The sequence below is a fragment of the Nonomuraea sp. H19 genome, assembly GCF_052068215.1.
Lineage (GTDB): Bacteria > Actinomycetota > Actinomycetes > Streptosporangiales > Streptosporangiaceae > Nonomuraea.
Genome location: NZ_JBQHCV010000034.1, coordinates 72,864 through 87,101 on the forward strand (window position 1 = coordinate 72,864; position 14,238 = coordinate 87,101).

Annotated in this window: 19 protein-coding genes; 8 read left to right on the top strand and 11 right to left on the bottom strand. The window is 70.5% G+C overall.

What is annotated here, in order from left to right; translation table 11 throughout:
• The first annotated feature begins 38 nt into the window (after window positions 1–38).
• A complete protein-coding gene (locus tag ACTMTI_RS48180; RefSeq protein ID WP_441127597.1) occupies window positions 39–764 on the top strand; it encodes a ThuA domain-containing protein in 726 nt (241 codons plus the stop codon).
• An 8-nt stretch (window positions 765–772) separates the two neighbouring features.
• On the top strand, window positions 773–1,810 hold the full coding sequence (locus ACTMTI_RS48185; protein ID WP_441127598.1) for a Gfo/Idh/MocA family protein: 1,038 nt from the start codon (window positions 773–775) through the stop codon (window positions 1,808–1,810).
• Here the strand turns inward: ACTMTI_RS48185 and ACTMTI_RS48190 are convergent, their stop codons facing one another.
• The 4 genes from ACTMTI_RS48190 to ACTMTI_RS48205 form a co-directional block, all read right to left on the bottom strand.
• Window positions 1,811–2,860, bottom strand: a complete 1,050-nt coding sequence (locus tag ACTMTI_RS48190) for an ABC transporter ATP-binding protein (protein ID WP_441127599.1) — start codon at window positions 2,858–2,860, stop codon at window positions 1,811–1,813. It lies immediately after the preceding gene.
• Entirely contained in the window at window positions 2,857–3,618 is a 762-nt protein-coding gene (locus ACTMTI_RS48195; RefSeq protein WP_441127626.1) for an ABC transporter permease, read from the bottom strand. Before ACTMTI_RS48195 ends, ACTMTI_RS48190 begins: the two co-directional genes overlap by 4 nt.
• Before the next feature lie 245 nt (window positions 3,619–3,863).
• Window positions 3,864–4,637, bottom strand: coding sequence for a molybdate ABC transporter substrate-binding protein (gene modA, locus ACTMTI_RS48200; RefSeq protein WP_441127600.1), 774 nt, complete (start codon window positions 4,635–4,637; stop codon window positions 3,864–3,866).
• A 12-nt stretch (window positions 4,638–4,649) separates the two neighbouring features.
• Entirely contained in the window at window positions 4,650–5,060 is a 411-nt protein-coding gene (locus tag ACTMTI_RS48205) for a TOBE domain-containing protein (RefSeq protein ID WP_441127601.1), read from the bottom strand.
• Between the two features lie 253 nt (window positions 5,061–5,313).
• Here ACTMTI_RS48205 and ACTMTI_RS48210 point away from each other — a divergent pair, with 253 nt between their 5' ends.
• Together ACTMTI_RS48210 and ACTMTI_RS48215 are read left to right on the top strand one after the other, a co-directional pair.
• Window positions 5,314–6,417, top strand: coding sequence for an ankyrin repeat domain-containing protein (locus ACTMTI_RS48210; protein WP_441127602.1), 1,104 nt, complete (start codon window positions 5,314–5,316; stop codon window positions 6,415–6,417).
• Window positions 6,303–6,638, top strand: a complete 336-nt coding sequence (locus ACTMTI_RS48215; RefSeq protein WP_441127603.1) for an ankyrin repeat domain-containing protein — start codon at window positions 6,303–6,305, stop codon at window positions 6,636–6,638. The genes ACTMTI_RS48210 and ACTMTI_RS48215 overlap by 115 nt, the downstream gene beginning before the upstream one ends.
• Before the next feature lie 8 nt (window positions 6,639–6,646).
• Here the strand turns inward: ACTMTI_RS48215 and ACTMTI_RS48220 are convergent, their stop codons facing one another.
• The 5 genes from ACTMTI_RS48220 to ACTMTI_RS48240 are packed head-to-tail and all read right to left on the bottom strand — an operon-like array spanning window position 6,647 to window position 10,142.
• A complete protein-coding gene (locus ACTMTI_RS48220) occupies window positions 6,647–6,802 on the bottom strand; it encodes a hypothetical protein (RefSeq protein ID WP_441127604.1) in 156 nt (51 codons plus the stop codon).
• Window positions 6,786–6,935, bottom strand: coding sequence for a hypothetical protein (locus ACTMTI_RS48225; protein ID WP_441127605.1), 150 nt, complete (start codon window positions 6,933–6,935; stop codon window positions 6,786–6,788). The genes ACTMTI_RS48220 and ACTMTI_RS48225 overlap by 17 nt, the downstream gene beginning before the upstream one ends.
• Window positions 6,932–7,570 (bottom strand): DsbA family oxidoreductase, encoded by a 639-nt coding sequence (locus tag ACTMTI_RS48230; RefSeq protein ID WP_441127606.1) that lies wholly within the window; start codon window positions 7,568–7,570, stop codon window positions 6,932–6,934. Before ACTMTI_RS48230 ends, ACTMTI_RS48225 begins: the two co-directional genes overlap by 4 nt.
• A 15-nt stretch (window positions 7,571–7,585) precedes the next feature.
• Entirely contained in the window at window positions 7,586–9,145 is a 1,560-nt protein-coding gene (locus tag ACTMTI_RS48235; protein ID WP_441127607.1) for an MFS transporter, read from the bottom strand.
• Between the two features lie 13 nt (window positions 9,146–9,158).
• On the bottom strand, window positions 9,159–10,142 hold the full coding sequence (locus ACTMTI_RS48240; RefSeq protein ID WP_441127608.1) for a zinc-binding dehydrogenase: 984 nt from the start codon (window positions 10,140–10,142) through the stop codon (window positions 9,159–9,161).
• Window positions 10,143–10,228: 86 nt separating this feature from the next.
• Between ACTMTI_RS48240 and ACTMTI_RS48245 the strand changes: the two genes are divergently transcribed.
• Both ACTMTI_RS48245 and ACTMTI_RS48250 read left to right on the top strand, forming a co-directional pair.
• Window positions 10,229–10,903 carry a TetR/AcrR family transcriptional regulator gene (locus tag ACTMTI_RS48245; protein ID WP_441127609.1) on the top strand — a complete coding sequence of 225 codons (675 nt, stop codon included), beginning with the start codon at window positions 10,229–10,231 and terminating at the stop codon, window positions 10,901–10,903.
• Window positions 10,904–11,092: 189 nt separating this feature from the next.
• A complete protein-coding gene (locus tag ACTMTI_RS48250; RefSeq protein WP_441127610.1) occupies window positions 11,093–11,260 on the top strand; it encodes a hypothetical protein in 168 nt (55 codons plus the stop codon).
• A 165-nt stretch (window positions 11,261–11,425) separates the two neighbouring features.
• Here the strand turns inward: ACTMTI_RS48250 and ACTMTI_RS48255 are convergent, their stop codons facing one another.
• Window positions 11,426–12,319, bottom strand: coding sequence for a hypothetical protein (locus tag ACTMTI_RS48255; RefSeq protein ID WP_441127611.1), 894 nt, complete (start codon window positions 12,317–12,319; stop codon window positions 11,426–11,428).
• Window positions 12,320–12,568: 249 nt separating this feature from the next.
• On the opposite strand from ACTMTI_RS48255, the gene ACTMTI_RS48260 reads away from it, so the two are divergent.
• Complete coding sequence (locus tag ACTMTI_RS48260) at window positions 12,569–13,087, top strand: Tn3 family transposase (protein WP_441127612.1); 519 nt, start codon at window positions 12,569–12,571, stop codon at window positions 13,085–13,087.
• Between the two features lie 3 nt (window positions 13,088–13,090).
• Window positions 13,091–13,612, top strand: coding sequence for an MmyB family transcriptional regulator (locus ACTMTI_RS48265; RefSeq protein WP_441127613.1), 522 nt, complete (start codon window positions 13,091–13,093; stop codon window positions 13,610–13,612).
• Between the two features lie 181 nt (window positions 13,613–13,793).
• Here the strand turns inward: ACTMTI_RS48265 and ACTMTI_RS48270 are convergent, their stop codons facing one another.
• Window positions 13,794–13,940: a hypothetical protein gene (locus ACTMTI_RS48270; RefSeq protein WP_441127614.1), complete on the bottom strand. Its 147-nt coding sequence runs from the start codon at window positions 13,938–13,940 to the stop codon at window positions 13,794–13,796.
• Window positions 13,941–14,238 lie beyond the last annotated feature (298 nt).

Genomic DNA, 14,238 nt, shown 5'->3' on the forward strand with positions numbered 1-14,238 from the left:
AGGAACGGATGCGACGAGCCACGACCGAAAGGAACCGGATGGCGGTCAACGTCACTGTCTGGAGCGAGAACTACCACGAGCCCCGCGAGGAGGAGGTGCGCCGCCGCTACCCCGACGGCATCCACGGCGCCATCGCGGCCGGGCTGACCGAGGTGCTGGCCGAGCGCGTACGGGTGCGCACCGCCGTACTGGACGACCCCGAGCACGGCCTGACGGACGAGGCCCTCGCCGAGACCGACGTGCTGACGTGGTGGGGGCACATGGCGCACGAGGAGGTGGACGACAAGGTCGTCGAGCGGGTGCGGCGGCGCGTGCTCGGCGGGATGGGCCTGCTGGTGCTGCACTCGGGCCACTACTCCAAGATCTTCCGTACGCTGATGGGCACCACCTGCACCCTGAGCTGGCGCGACGCGGGCGAGCGGGAGCTGGTCTGGACGGTCTCCCCCGGCCACCCCATCGCGCGCGGCGTACCCCATCCCCTGGTCATCGACCGCCAGGAGACCTACGGCGAGCCGTTCGGCATCCCCGAGCCCGACGAGCTCGTCTTCATCAGCAACTTCAGCGGCGGCGAGGTGTTCCGCAGCGGCTGCTGCTACCGCAGAGGGCTGGGCCGGATCTTCTACTTCAGCCCCGGCGACCAGGAGTACCCCGTCTACCACCATCCCGGCGTGCGCCGCGTGCTGGCCAACGCGGTCCTGTGGGCCGCCCCGGCGGACGGCCCCGGAGAGCCCCCGCAGAACGCCCACACCCCGATCCAGTGGTAGGAGGCCCCATGACGTTCGACACCGTCGCGGCGGACAGGCCGCTGCGCGCCGTGGTCGTCGGCGCCGGGTTCATCGGCGGCCAGTGGGCGCCCGAGCTGCTCGCCCATCCCGGCACCGAGCTGGTGGGCTGGGTGGACGTGGCCGAGGACCTGGCCCGTGCCGCCGCCGGCAAACTCGGCCTCGACGACCTGGCGGTCGGCTCCTCGCTGACCGCCGTGCTGGACGGCGAGGAGCCGGACTTCATCGTCAACTGCACCACCCCGCAGGCGCACCACGACGTGACGGTCACGGCGCTGCGGCGCGGGGTGGCGGTGCTGAGCGAGAAACCCATGGCGGTCACGTTGGACGAGGCGCGGTCCATGGTGAAGGCCGCCGACGAGGCGCGGCGGCTGTTCGCGGTCAACCAGAACCGCCGCTTCATGCCGACCCTGGTGGCCTTCCGCCGCACGGTGGCCGATCTGGGGCCGCTCGGGCTGCTGACGTCGGAGTTCTTCATGCCGTACCGGGGCAGGCCGTTCCTCGACACGCTGGAGCACCCGCTGCTGCAGGACATGGCGATCCACCTGTTCGACGCGGCGCGGGCGGTCTCGGGGGCCGATCCGATCTCCGTCTACTGCGAGTCCTTCAGGCCCGCGTGGACCTGGTATCCGGGCGCCTGCTCCGCCACCGCGATCTTCGAGATGACCGGCGGCCTGCGTTACACCTTCGCCGGGAGCTGGTCGGCGCCGGGGCAGCCGACGTCGTGGACGGGGAGCTGGCGGGCCGCCGGGACGCACGGCACGGCCCGCTGGGACGGCGACGGTCACCCGCCGACGGTGGAGGCGGCCAAGGGCCTCGTGCTGCGGCCGTACGCGCCGGAGGGCGACCCGTTCCCGGATCGGAGGCGCTTCACCGGGCTGGCCGAAGGGCTGGAGGAGTTCGTGACCGGGTTGCGCACCGGGCGGCCGCCGCAGGGCGAATGCCACGACAACATCCGGAGCCTGGCCATGGTCACGGCCGCCCTGGAATCGGCGCGCACCGGCGCGAGAGTGCCGATCGTGACCTGATCACGCGGGGTACGCGTGCGTCTCCGTGGCCTTGATCGCGGCCCAGATGCGCCGGCCGGGGCTCAGGTCGAGGTCGGCGAGGGCGGCCGGGGTGATGTCGACGAAGGCGGCGATGGGGCCGCCGAGGTGGACGCGTACGTTGTCGCCGTGCCGCTCGACACCCTCGACGGTGGCCTGCCACAGGTTGCGCGGGCTGCCGTCGGGGCGGGTGCGGTAGAGCGCGACCGCGGCGGGCGAGAAGGCCACGAACGCCGGCCCTTCGAGCTGCTCGATGGTGCTGAACAGCAGCTCGCCGACCTTGACCCGGGCCCCGTCGCCGAGCCCCCGGTACAGGTTGAGGCCGACGAGGCGGGCCACGTAGTCGGTACGGGGACGGCGCGCCACCTCGGCCGGCGGGCCCTGCTGGACGATGGCGCCGTTCTCGATCACGATCAGCCGGTCGGCCAGCACCATCGCGTCGAGCGGGTCGTGGGTGACCAGCACGGTGGCGCCGTCGAAGTCGGCCAGGTGGCGGCGCAGCTGGGAGCGGATCTCCAGCCGGGTGTGGGCGTCGAGGGCGGCGAGCGGCTCGTCGAGCAACAGCAGGCGCGGCCGCACGGCCAGCGCCCTGGCCAGGGCGACCCGCTGAGCCTGGCCACCGGACAGTCTCCGGGGCTTGGCGGCGGCGTGGCCGGCCAGGCCGACGCGGTCCAGGAGCGCGGCGGCGGTGCGGCGCGCCTCGGCTTTGGAGGCGCCGCGGCAGCGCGGGCCGAAGGCGACGTTGTCGAGGGCGGACAGGTGCGGAAACAGCAGATAGTCCTGGAAGACCATGCCGATGGGGCGCTGTTCGGCGGGCTGGCTGTGCAGCGGGCGGCCGTCCAGCGTGATGTGGCCGCCCTCGGACACGGCGGTGAGGCCGGCCAGGGCGCGCAGGGCGGTGGTCTTGCCCGCGCCGTTGGGGCCGAGCAGGGCGACGACCTCGCCGGGGGCGACGTCGAAGGCGATGTCCAGGGTGAAGGCGGGCCGGGTGACCACCAGCCGGGCCCGCAGGCCACTCGCGGTGCCCGTCATGGACTGGTCACCCACCGGTCGCGGAGGCCGGCCAGGATGATCACTGAGACGGCGAGCAGGACGAGGCTGAGCACGATGGCGGCCTCCGGTTCGGTTTCCAGCGCGAGGTAGACGGCCAGCGGCATGGTGCGGGTGCTGCCGGGGAAGTTCCCGGCGAAGGTGATGGTGGCGCCGAACTCGCCCAGCGCCCGAGCCCAGCACAGCACCGCTCCGGCCACCACGCCCGGCGCGACGAGCGGCAGGGTGACACGGCGGAAGACGGTCCAGCGGGAGGCGCCGAGCGTGGCCGCCGCCTCCTCGTAGCGCTGGTCGGCCGCCCGCAATGCGCCTTCCACGCTGATGACCAGGAACGGCATCGCCACGAACGCCTCGGCGATGACGACCCCGGCGGTGGTGAAGGGCAGGGTGATGCCGAAGGCGGACTCCAGCCACTGGCCGACCAGGCCGCGCCGCCCGAGCACCAGCAGCAGGGCGACGCCGCCGACCACCGGCGGCAGCACCAGCGGTACGGTGACGACGGCGCGCACCAGGCGGCGTCCTGGGAGGTTCACCCGGGCCAGCAGCCAGGCCAGCGGCACGCCGAGGAGCAGGCAGACGGCTGTGGCGATGGTGGCGGTCACCAGCGACAGCCGCAGCGCCTCCAGCACCTGCGGCTCGGCCAGCCGCTCCAGCAGCGTCGGCCACGGGGCCCGGATCAGCAGCCCGGCCAATGGCAGCACCAGGAAGGTCAGGCCCAGCAGCGCGGGCACCACCAGCATCCAGGGCAACCGCCCGGCCACCGGCCCAGCACCACCCGGCCGCCCGCGCCCGCCCCATCGCGCGCGCCCGCCCGACCGCCCCTTTCGACCAGGCCGCCCAGGGCCGTGCCCGCCCGACGGGTCGGGGCGGCGCTCGTCCGAGGGGGCAGCGTCGTGCCCGCCTGGTGGCGGGCCGGATTCGCGCCCATCCGAGAAGGCGGGGCCGGGCCTGTCCGGGCGGTCCCGATCGTGTGGCGCCGAGGAGGTCATGGCACCTCGAAGCCGGCCTTGGCGAACACGTCCTTGCCCTGCCGCGACAGCACCAGATCCACGAACTCCTCGGCAGGCCCCCCGGCAGGCGCCTTGGCCAGCACCGCGATCGGATAGTCGTTGATCGCCTGGCCGGCCTCGGGGAAGTCGATCCCCCGCACCTTGCCCGCCGAGGCGATCACGTCGGTCTTGTAGACCAGCGCGGCGTCCACCTCCCCCAGCTCCACCTTGGTCAGCGTCGCCTTCACATCCTGCTCCAGCGTGACCGGAGTGACCTTGACCCCTGCCGCGCCCAGCGCCTTGACGGCGGCGGCGCCGCACGGCACCTGCTCCGCGCACAGCGCGACCTTCACCTTGGGGTCGGCCAGATCCTGCAGCCGGTCCACCTTGGCCGGGTTGCCGGCCGGGACGGCGATCTGCAGCTTGTTGCGCACGAACGTGACCGGCGCGCTCGCCGCCGACGCGTCCGTCACGATCTTCATCGTGGCCGGGCTCGCCGCCGCGAACACATCCGCGGGCGCCCCCTGGGTGATCTGCTGCGCCAGCGTCGCGCTGGACCCGAAGTTGAACCGCACCGTCGTACCCGGGTGGGCGGCCTCGAAGGTCTTGCCGAGCTCGGTGAACGTGCCGGTCAGCGAGGCCGCGGCGAACACGTTCACCTCCTTGACGCCCTCAGAGGTGGCGGACCCGCCGGAGCCGCAGCCGGACAGCCCGGCGATCGCGAGCACGAGCGGCATCGCGAGGGCCCACCGGGGCAGACGCCTGAACATCAAGATCGCTCCTCACTGGCCGCCGGCCATCCGCTCGTGACCGGGGACCTCGACGACGACATTGGTCGACTTGATCACGGCGTCCGCCACCACCCCCGGCTCCAGGCCGAGCTCGTCGGCGGCCTGGCGGCTCATCAGCGACACCACCCGGTACGGTCCCGCGGCGATCTCCACCTGCGCCATCACCGCATCCTTGATCACTTCGGTGACGATCCCGCGCAAGCGGTTGCGGGCCGAAGAGCGGCCTCCGTCGACCTGTTCGATCTGGGCGCGGGCGAACGCGGCCAGATCGGCGCCGTTCACCAGCCGGCGGCCGTGCTCGTCCCGCTCCGCGGCCAGCCGGCCGGCGTCCACCCAGCGGCGGACGGTGTCGGAGCTGACCCCGAGCAGCGCCGCGGCCTCGCTGATCCGGAACATCGTCACAACGCACCACCATACCCCTCGTACATTCGACCCTGAAGCCATCAATAGTGCCGCAGCAGCGACAGGTTCATCGGCTTGGTCATCGCATCCGCGATGTCCTTGCCATGGCCGGCGGGATGCGGAGTAAGATCGTGGGTGTGCTTGCCGGGCACATCCGGTCCGCGGGGCAGGGATCATCCCACCGGCAGCAGGATCGCAGGTGGTCGACGGACCTCGGCCCGAGCACGCGGACCCGGGCAGACGGAGGTTCGCCGTGCCTGATCTTCCCCAGCATCCTTCGCTGGAGCACCTGCGCAAGCAGGCCAAGAGCCGCAAACGAGCCCGTGGCAGCACGCTGAGCCGGGCCCAGTTCGAGATCGCCCGCGAATACGGCTTCGCCGGCTGGCCGCAGCTGGTCCAGCACGTCCGCCTCGCCGCCCTCGAGGGCATCGAGCGGGTCCTCGTACAGGCCGATCCCGCCGCGCTGGCGGCGCTGCTGTCCGCCGACGGAGCGGCGGCGACGCGGCCCGTCACGGAGGTGGAGGGAGGCGGCGGGCCGGCACCGCTGCTGGTGTTGCTGCGCCGCGCCATCGGCCCTGCCCAGCAGGTACGCGAGTGCGCGCGGCTGCTTCTGGACGCGGGCGCCGATCCCGGCGGCCACACCGTCGAGTGGGGCGGCGAGAGCAGGCGGACGGCTCTGTTCGACGCCGTCGAGCGCGATGACCTGGCGCTGGCCAGGCTGCTGGTGGAGCGCGGCGCCGTGCCGGATGAGGACGCGTTCTACCACGCCTGTGAGCAGTCCGATACGGCGTTCCTGGACCTGCTCCACCGGCCCGGCTTCGAGCGGCTGGTGGTGCACAAGCTGGACTTCGAGGACGCCGCGGGGCTGCGCTGGTTCCTCGATCGCGGCGCCGACGTCAACGCCTGCCGCGCCCTGCACCACGCGATCGCCCGCGGCCGTGGCACGACCATCCTGACGATGCTGCTGGACGCGGGCGCCGACGTGAACCTGCCGTGGGATCGCTGGGACGTCGGCCGCCGCCCGCTGGCGCTGGCCGCCCGGTGCGGGCATCTGGCGGCGTACGAGCTGCTGTCCGCGCGGGGCGCCCGCGCGGAGCTGGATCCGGTGGACGCCGCGGTGCTGGCCGTGGCCCGAGGCGAGTCGGTACGCCTGCCCGCCGCGCCCCGCCCGCATGGGGCAATCCGGATAGCGGCGACTTCGGGTGGGTGCTCGGCCAGTTCGCGCTGCTCGGCCGTACCGACGTGGTACGGGCGCTGCTGGACGGCGGGACGGCGGTCGACACGCGGGGCTGGAGTAACTTCACGCCGCTGGATCAGGCCGCCATGCACGGCCGGACGGCGACGGTGCGGTTGCTGATCGAGCGGGGCGCGGATCTCGATGACCGGGCCTTCGACGACGAGGGGCCGACGCCGCTGGACTGCGCGCTGTGGGGGCTGCGCGACAACCGGGCCGAGGACGGCGACTACCCCGGCACGGTGCTGGCGCTACTGGAGGCGGGCGCCCCCACGCGGCTGGGCCCGCCGACCGGCGACGAGGAGATCGACGCGCTCCTGCGCGCCCACCAGGTCGCCGGTTGACGAAGGCGTCAGAACCTCTCGACGGTCTCACAGCCGACCGGCTCGGGGTCGAGGGTCTTGTCGATGACGATCCGGTCACCGGCGCCGGTGCCACAGTCCAGGTCGCCGTCCTTCGCCGAGTCCTTGGCGACACCCTCGAAGACCGCGTCACCCCTGCATGGCATCAGGAGACGTGATCTCCGCATCGTCCACCCCGCCCTCGCGGAACCCGGTGAACTTCCGGATGTCAGCGCGGTGGTCCTTGCTGGTACGCCCATCCCACTCGTAGAAGGCCAGATCCGAAGCGGGAACCTTCACCGCCTGGGCAACGTAGTCGAGCGTGTCGCGCGATCTAGGAGGCTTGCCAGAGCGGCAGGCTCCTGAACGGCCGACACTGGCGGGGCTCCGTCAATGACGAGTGCAGGCACGCCTCGGATTCCCCTCTGGGTGGCGCGGCGTTCATCGGCTCGGACTTCACCGGTGAACGCGTCGCCGCTCAAGAGTTCACCTACCCGGGCGAGATCAAGTCCGGCCTCGACGCCGAGCGCTTGGAGAACGTTCGGATCGGCGATGTTGCGGCCTTTGGTGTGGTAACCGTGAAGGAGACGTTCCACAACGGCGTCGGCCAGGCCGCTGGTGGCGGCCAGGTGGATCAGGCGGTGAGCATCGAAGGAGTTGACGGGCCGGGCCTGGTGCAGGTTGAGTTCGAGTCCCTCGGCTGCGCCGAGCGCTTGGATGTGGGCCACCCGGGCGCTCGCTCGGGCTGTGTCGTTCTGGTAGGTGGCGATCACCTGCGCCGCCGTCAGGCCGGGGATGGGGCTTCCGTCCGGATCGAGTTCGAAACTGCGCCAGACGACGTGCACATCGTCTCGGCCCTTCAAGGCGGCGGCCAGTCGTCTCTTGCCGATGTAGCACCAGGGGCACAGGACGTCTAAGTAGACCTCGACTTGCATGATCGTTCGGTCCTTTCAGTCGAGCGCCGGGGTGGGCGTCGTGGCCTGTTCGGGCTGGCTCGGTGGTTGCGGCGGGGTTGCGCGCCGCAGGGTCAGGGTCAGCAGGGCGAGCGCGATGAGCAGGGGGATCGTGATGAGCGCGTGCACGTGGAGGCTGTGGGCGAACGCGTCCCGGGCGGTCTGGGCCAAGGGGATGCCGAGGCTTTCGGGGAGTTGCTGGGCTGCCTGGAGTGCGGCGGGCAGCGTCTCGCGGGCGGCTTCGGCGACCTTGGCAGGGACGCCGTCGGGCGTGTGGCCGATCATGTAGTTGCCGTAGACGCCGGTGGCGATGCTGCCGAGCACGGCGATGCCGAGCGCACCGCCGAGTTCGGCGCCGGTCTCGGAGATCGCTGAGGCGGCCCCGGCGCGTTCGGGCGGTGCCGCGCCGACGACCAGGTTGGTGCCCAGTGCCATGAACGGGGTCAGCCCGGCGAAGAGAAGAACGGAGCCGGACACTAGGACGACAGGGTCGTTGTCCACCTGTGTGAGCAGGATGGGACCGATGACGGCGAACGCGGCTCCGGCACTCATGAGGACGACTGGGCGGATTCGGCCGGTGAGGCTGGAGACCACCAGGGCCACGACGGTACCGGTGACCGCGCTGGGCAGCTGCCACAGGCCGGCCTCCAACGGAGAGAAGCCAAGCACCAGTTGCAGGTATTGCGAAGTGAGCAGGCTGGTCCCGAACAGCACGATCCCCACCAGCACCATGCCTGTGACAGCTACGGCGAAGGCGGGGATCCGGAACAATCCCAGGTCCAGGAGCGGGTTGGACAGCCGCCGCTGGCGGCGTACGAAGACGACGCCGATCACCAGGCCCGCGGCCAGAACGCCGGCGGACGGCAGGGCAAGGCCGCGGACGGCGAGATCCTTGATGCCGTACACGATCGTCAGAGGAGTCAGCAGCGACAGGAGCACACTGATCGCATCCAGCCGCCCGGAAGCCGGAGCGCGAGATTCGGGGACCAGGAAGGGGCCAGTGACCAGCAGCAGGGCCATGGCCGGAAGGGCGAGCAGGAACACCGCGCCCCACCAGTAGTACTGCAGCAGCACACCGCCGACCAGCGGGCCGAGCGCACCGCCGCCCATGAACGCCATCATCCAGATCGTGATGGCCAGGGTGCGCTGCTGGCCGTTGGCGAACAGGGCGCGGATCAGGGCCAGTGAGGACGGCGCCAGCGCGGCGGCGGCCACTCCCTGGACGGCCCGTGCCGCGATGAGCGGGCCGGCGCCGGGGGCGTAGGCGGCGATGACGGATGCGCCGGTGAAGGCGACGGCGCCGGCCAGCAGGATGCGGCGGTGCCCGAGACGGTCACCGAGGGTACCCATCGTGACCAGCGATCCGGCGACCATGAAACCGTAGATGTCGGTGATCCACAGTAGCTGAGGGCCGTCGGGCTCCAGGCTGGTACTCAGGCTTGGCAGCGCCAGATAGAGCACCGACATGTTCATCATGACCAACACGGCGGGGACGCCCAGGACCGCCAAGGCGATCCACTCCCGGGCTCCGGCTCTGGCAGAGGGCTTGGGGGACATGTGGGTTCTGATCTCAGCCGCGCGCATCGCCGGCGGGGATGAGCAGGGTCTTGCCGGTGGTGGTCCGCGACTCGATCGCTCGATGCGCGGCGGCTGCCGCCTCGAGCGGGAACGTCTGGCCGATGACCGGCCGCAACCTCCCGTCGGCCGCCAGATTCAGCGCGTCGACGATGAGCGCGCGGGTCTGTGCGGGGCTCGGCGCGGCGGTGAGCCCGATGACGCCGATGGAGCGTGCCCGGAGTTCGCCTTCGTCGAGTTCGGTGTCGGCGCCGCTGGCCATGCCGTAGATGCTCACGCGTCCGCCTTCACGTAGGGCCCCGATCGCCTCGGTGCCGATCCGGCCGCCGACCCCGTCGAAGACGAGATCGAGTCCGGCGCCGCCGGTCGCCTCCGCCAACTGATCCAGCCAGTCAGGCCGGGAGTAGTCGACATAGGCGGTCGCGCCCAGCGAGGTGACCAGCTCTGCCTTGCCGACGCCTCGGGCGGCGCCGATCACGTGGGCATCCGCCGCGGCGGCGAGTTGCACCAGCAGGCTGCCGACACCCCCTCCCGCAGCCTCCACCAGAACCCGCTCCGACGGCTTGATCTCCGCCTGTCTGTACAGCAGCAGCGCCGTACGCCCATCGGCCAGCAGCGCGACCGCGTCCTTGAGCTCCAGACCCACGGGAACCGAAACCATGTCCTGTGCCCGAGCCAGCGCCAGCTCGGCGTAGCCGCCCTCGCCGCCTGTGGTGGTGACCACGACCGTCCCCACCAGGGCTGGGTCCACGTCCGCTCCGACGGCGACGATGCGACCGCCCACGCCATTGCCGGGTATGCGGGGTAGCGCGGGCCTGCCGAACGGCCCGTTGCCCGAGCGCACCTGCGTCTCGACGAACGTGATGCTCGCATACGCCACCGCGACGAGCACCTGCCCCGGCCCTGGCACGGGATCTTCGACCTGCCGGATCCGCAGGGCCTCCGGCCCTCCGAACTCCTCCATCACCACAGCTCGCATGACACTTCCTCTAAACGGATAAATTCGCTTCGTTTGCGAAAGCTATAACGGAGTGAATCGCTTCGCAAGCCGACTACAGTGAGCGCATGGCCCGCAAAGCTCCCCGGCACGCAGAAGCCGAACGCAACGACCACGCCCTCCTGGAGGCCGCCAAGAAGGTCCTGGCCGTGGACGGAGCCCATGCATCGGTGGCGACGATCGCCGCACGCGCCGGAGTCGGCATCGCCAGCCTCTACCGCCGCTACCGTTCCAAGGACGAGCTCTTCCAGCACCTGTGCGCGCTCTCCCTCGACCAGTGGATTCAGGCCGCCGAGCACGGCCTGCAGCATGACGACCCTTGGGAAGGGCTCGCTCACTACATCAGCGCCTGCATCGAGTTCAGCGGCGGCTCCCTCGGGCCGCTGGCCGGCACGATCGCCGTCACCGACGAGATGGCCGCCAAGTTCACCAGGTCCGACGAGCTGATGCGTGATCTGGTGGCCCGCGCGCACGCCGCCGGAGTACTCAGACCGGACGCCACGGCCATGGACATCTCGCTACTGATCGAACAACTCGGCAAGTCCCCCCTGATCGAACAACTCGACCGGCAGGACCGTACCGATCTGATCGACGCAGCCCACAACGCCCGAAAGCGTGCGATCGCCATCGCTCTCGACGGCCTACGCCCCGGCCACCCCCAACTGCCCGGGACCGCGCCCTCTCCCGCCCTCCTCACCGAACGCTGGGAGCATGCCCCCACGGGCACTACGAGGTCGCCATAACGGCCGTAGACCAAGGAGGCCAGCCGGCGCAAAGGCACCCGCAATCTCACAAACGCTCGATTGCCAGAGAAGATCACCAGGCGGCTTCGCAGGGCTGGTTCTGATCGCCAGAGAGGCTGATTTCTTCTCAGAACTCGTTCTCATGCAAGTCTCCGTGCCGATCGCGTTCGGGCGCGGTGGCCGGCGGCCATGGTGCCGCTGGAGCGCGCGATCGTCCCGCAGGTGATCCGCAACCACCACCCCCTGTACGAGGGCACCAACGACGAACTGCTGGACTACATCGACGACCGGCTGGCCGCCACAGCGGGACCTGAACGTGATCACGACCCGGCCACAGCGCCTGCTCCTGAGCCCTAGGTACACAGAACTGCGATGCTGCGTGGACTCCACGCTCGTGGATATTCGAGCTTTCGTCTTCGCCGAACGAACCGATCTGCGCGGGCGGGGTGGCGAGATCTCCAGCCCGGTCTCCGGGCCGGGGAGAAGTTGTTCAAGGATGGAGCGCGGATAGCACGCGGGAACTCATGAGGACAGCAGGTCGAAGTAGAACCCCAGGACGAACAGGCCCAAAGCAAGTTGCCGGAAGACATGCTGATCGCGTGCTGCGTCCAGGAGCTTGGCCAGCAGCGCCGTCCCCCGTGCACGGCACCACCACCACAGCGTCGGCCCCCGCTTCGTCAGCGCCATCGTAAGGAACAATGCCCCGGTGGCCGCCCACACGCCCACGAAGATCACGACGAACACCTCCACGGATCCCTGCGGCGCCAGCCGTGCCCGCCAGAACATCAACCCGAGAATCACCATCATGACCAGTGAGCCACGGCCGAATCCTCGCCAGCCTCGGTCGTCCTGGGCGATGACCTGTTCGAGCAGCTCCACATCCGCGGCGGGCAGGTGCCGCGCGAGGAACTCGTCAGCGCTGCGCCAGACATAGTCGACCCGCTCTCCCTCGTCACGCGGCATTCCGGCCGAGACGTCGTGCCAGAAGTCCACGTACACCTGCCGCTCGAACAGCCCGTCGCCCGGAATGTCCGCTGGCGGTGCCCCTACTTTGACCTGCTTGTACTCGCGCACCCTGTGAGGGTCGGGGACCACAACCAGGAACGTCCGGTAGATCGCCACCCTCAGCTTCACGATCTGCTGCTTGCGCCTGGCCGTACCGCTTTTGCCGCTCGCCTCCAGGTACCGCTCGCGCGCGCGTTCCCCGCTCTCCTGTAACTTGACCGGGTCGAGCAGGTCGAGGATCGCGGAGAGACCGGCGACGAACTGGAGGACCTTGCCGAAGCGGCCCCAGAGCGCCATCCGGTTGCCGAACATGAGCAGGTCACTGGTGGCGCGGCCATCCAGCCACACACCCAAGATGGCTGCGCCGTTTCCGAGGATGAGCGAAGCCAGCACGGCCGACGCAACGGTCAAAACGATGGCTGTGGGGAGTAGTCGCTTACCTTTGGTCACCCCTCACCCGCCCATCCCGTACAAGGCCTGAGCTCAGGGTGCCATGATCGAGGGACGGCGAACAGGGGCGCGCCTGGCCGCCCACGCTCCAGCTGGCCAATAGGCGGGTGGGCTCGTAACGGTGGGTACCCTGCCCGGATTCGTGACCCGGGTGGGTGCTCAGCCGCCGACGAAGCGCAGCTCCCACCCGGCCAGGATGTCGTCGCCCTCGTGATCGCCCACGACTACGACCAGGTCATCAAGTACGCCACCGCGATCCGCACCCGCACCGCCTCCACCGAGGCGATCCTGTCGCGGTTCACCCACCCGGCCTACACCGCGATGCTGGAGATCGGCCGGGCCCAGCGCACCGCGTTCGTCGCCCGCTACCTGCGCGAACGCGACCTGCAATGCGAGATCGAAGAGGGCCTGAACGTGGTGGAGTCCTGGAACGCCGCCAGCAAGGAGATCTTCTACGGCAAGGCCGGTGACCTGACCGGCGACGACCGCGAGCACGCCGAGGTCTCCGCCCTGGCCCTGCACCTCATCGCGGCCACCATCGCCTACCTCAACACCGTGATGGTCCAGATCGTCCTCCACGATCCCGCCTGGCAGAAGAGGCTCACCCCGGCCGACCGGCGCGGCCTGTCGGCGCTGTTCTGGTCCCACCTGAACCTGTACGGCCGCTTCGAACTCGACATGAGCCGCCACCTGGAACTGGACCCCGCCCGCGGCCCCGATGGCGGGTAGCTGATGCGGGTCCTGGACCGCCTGGACGACTCCCCGGCCCTGGTGCAGACCGACCTGGTCGACACCCTCGCGATGAACCCGTTGGCCGTCGCGCTGCTCGGCGACCAGACCCGCCACACCGGTCTGGCCCGCAGCGGCTACTACCGCTGGTTCATGGACCCGGCCGAGCGTCTGGTGTATCCCGAGGAGACCCACGAACGCCACGGCCGTGCCCAGGCAGCGCGCCTGCGGGCCGCGCTGACAGCCGGCAGCGACACCCCCCGAGCCGCCCGGATTCTCGCCGAACTCCAGGAACACAGCCCCGAGTTCGTCCGCATGTGGGAACTTCAGGAGGTCGCCCGACGCTACGACGACTGCAAGACCATCCTCCACCCCGAACTCGGCCGCATCGATGTCGACGGCCAGGTCCTGTTCACCGAGAACCGCGCTCAGACTCTGGTGGTGCTGACCACTCGGCCCGGCACGGAGAGCCACAGCAAGCTCGAACTGCTCTCCGTCATTGGGCACCGGCAGCTCACCCCCTGACGTCCTGGACCGGGAGGGCGGGTCCAGGCTCGTCCGCGTCGTCAGCCCTCGGCGATCAGCCGAGCTCACACATGAGACCAGCGCCGACGCCCTCCAGTCCCATCCCCGTTCTTAAGGTCAGGCCCGCCGGCGCCTGCGTGCGCGCCGGTCATGCGGACGCCGCGGCGGCCTCTCGCTCGCCTCATCGGTCGGCGTCGGCCAGGGCGCGGTACAGCGACGCCACCGAGGGGCGCTTGCCCGCGTTCTTGCCCGAGGTGATGGTCAACTTGGCCGCGATCTCGGGTACCGGGACCGCCTTGGCGCGCAGCGCCGGAGCGGAGGTCAGCATGTCCCCGGGTCTTGGTCTGAATCGAGTATCCGCCTTTACAAAGTAGATTTCTTAGGGGCCATTCCTGGGCTATCGTCCGGCCGGTGGGTACCATTCGCATTCCCGGCTTGCGTTCCGGTAGTGCCTTCAGCGCGGCGATCCCGACGGGCCTTCTCTCGATCCGGCCACGCTGATCGATCCCTCAGGTCGGCAGGTCCTTCTGCTGCTCAGCGACTGCTCCGGGCCCCACTGGTGGCAGGGCCAGGTGTCGGCCACGCTCCGCCTTTGGGCGGGCAACGGGCCGCTCGCGATCATCCAG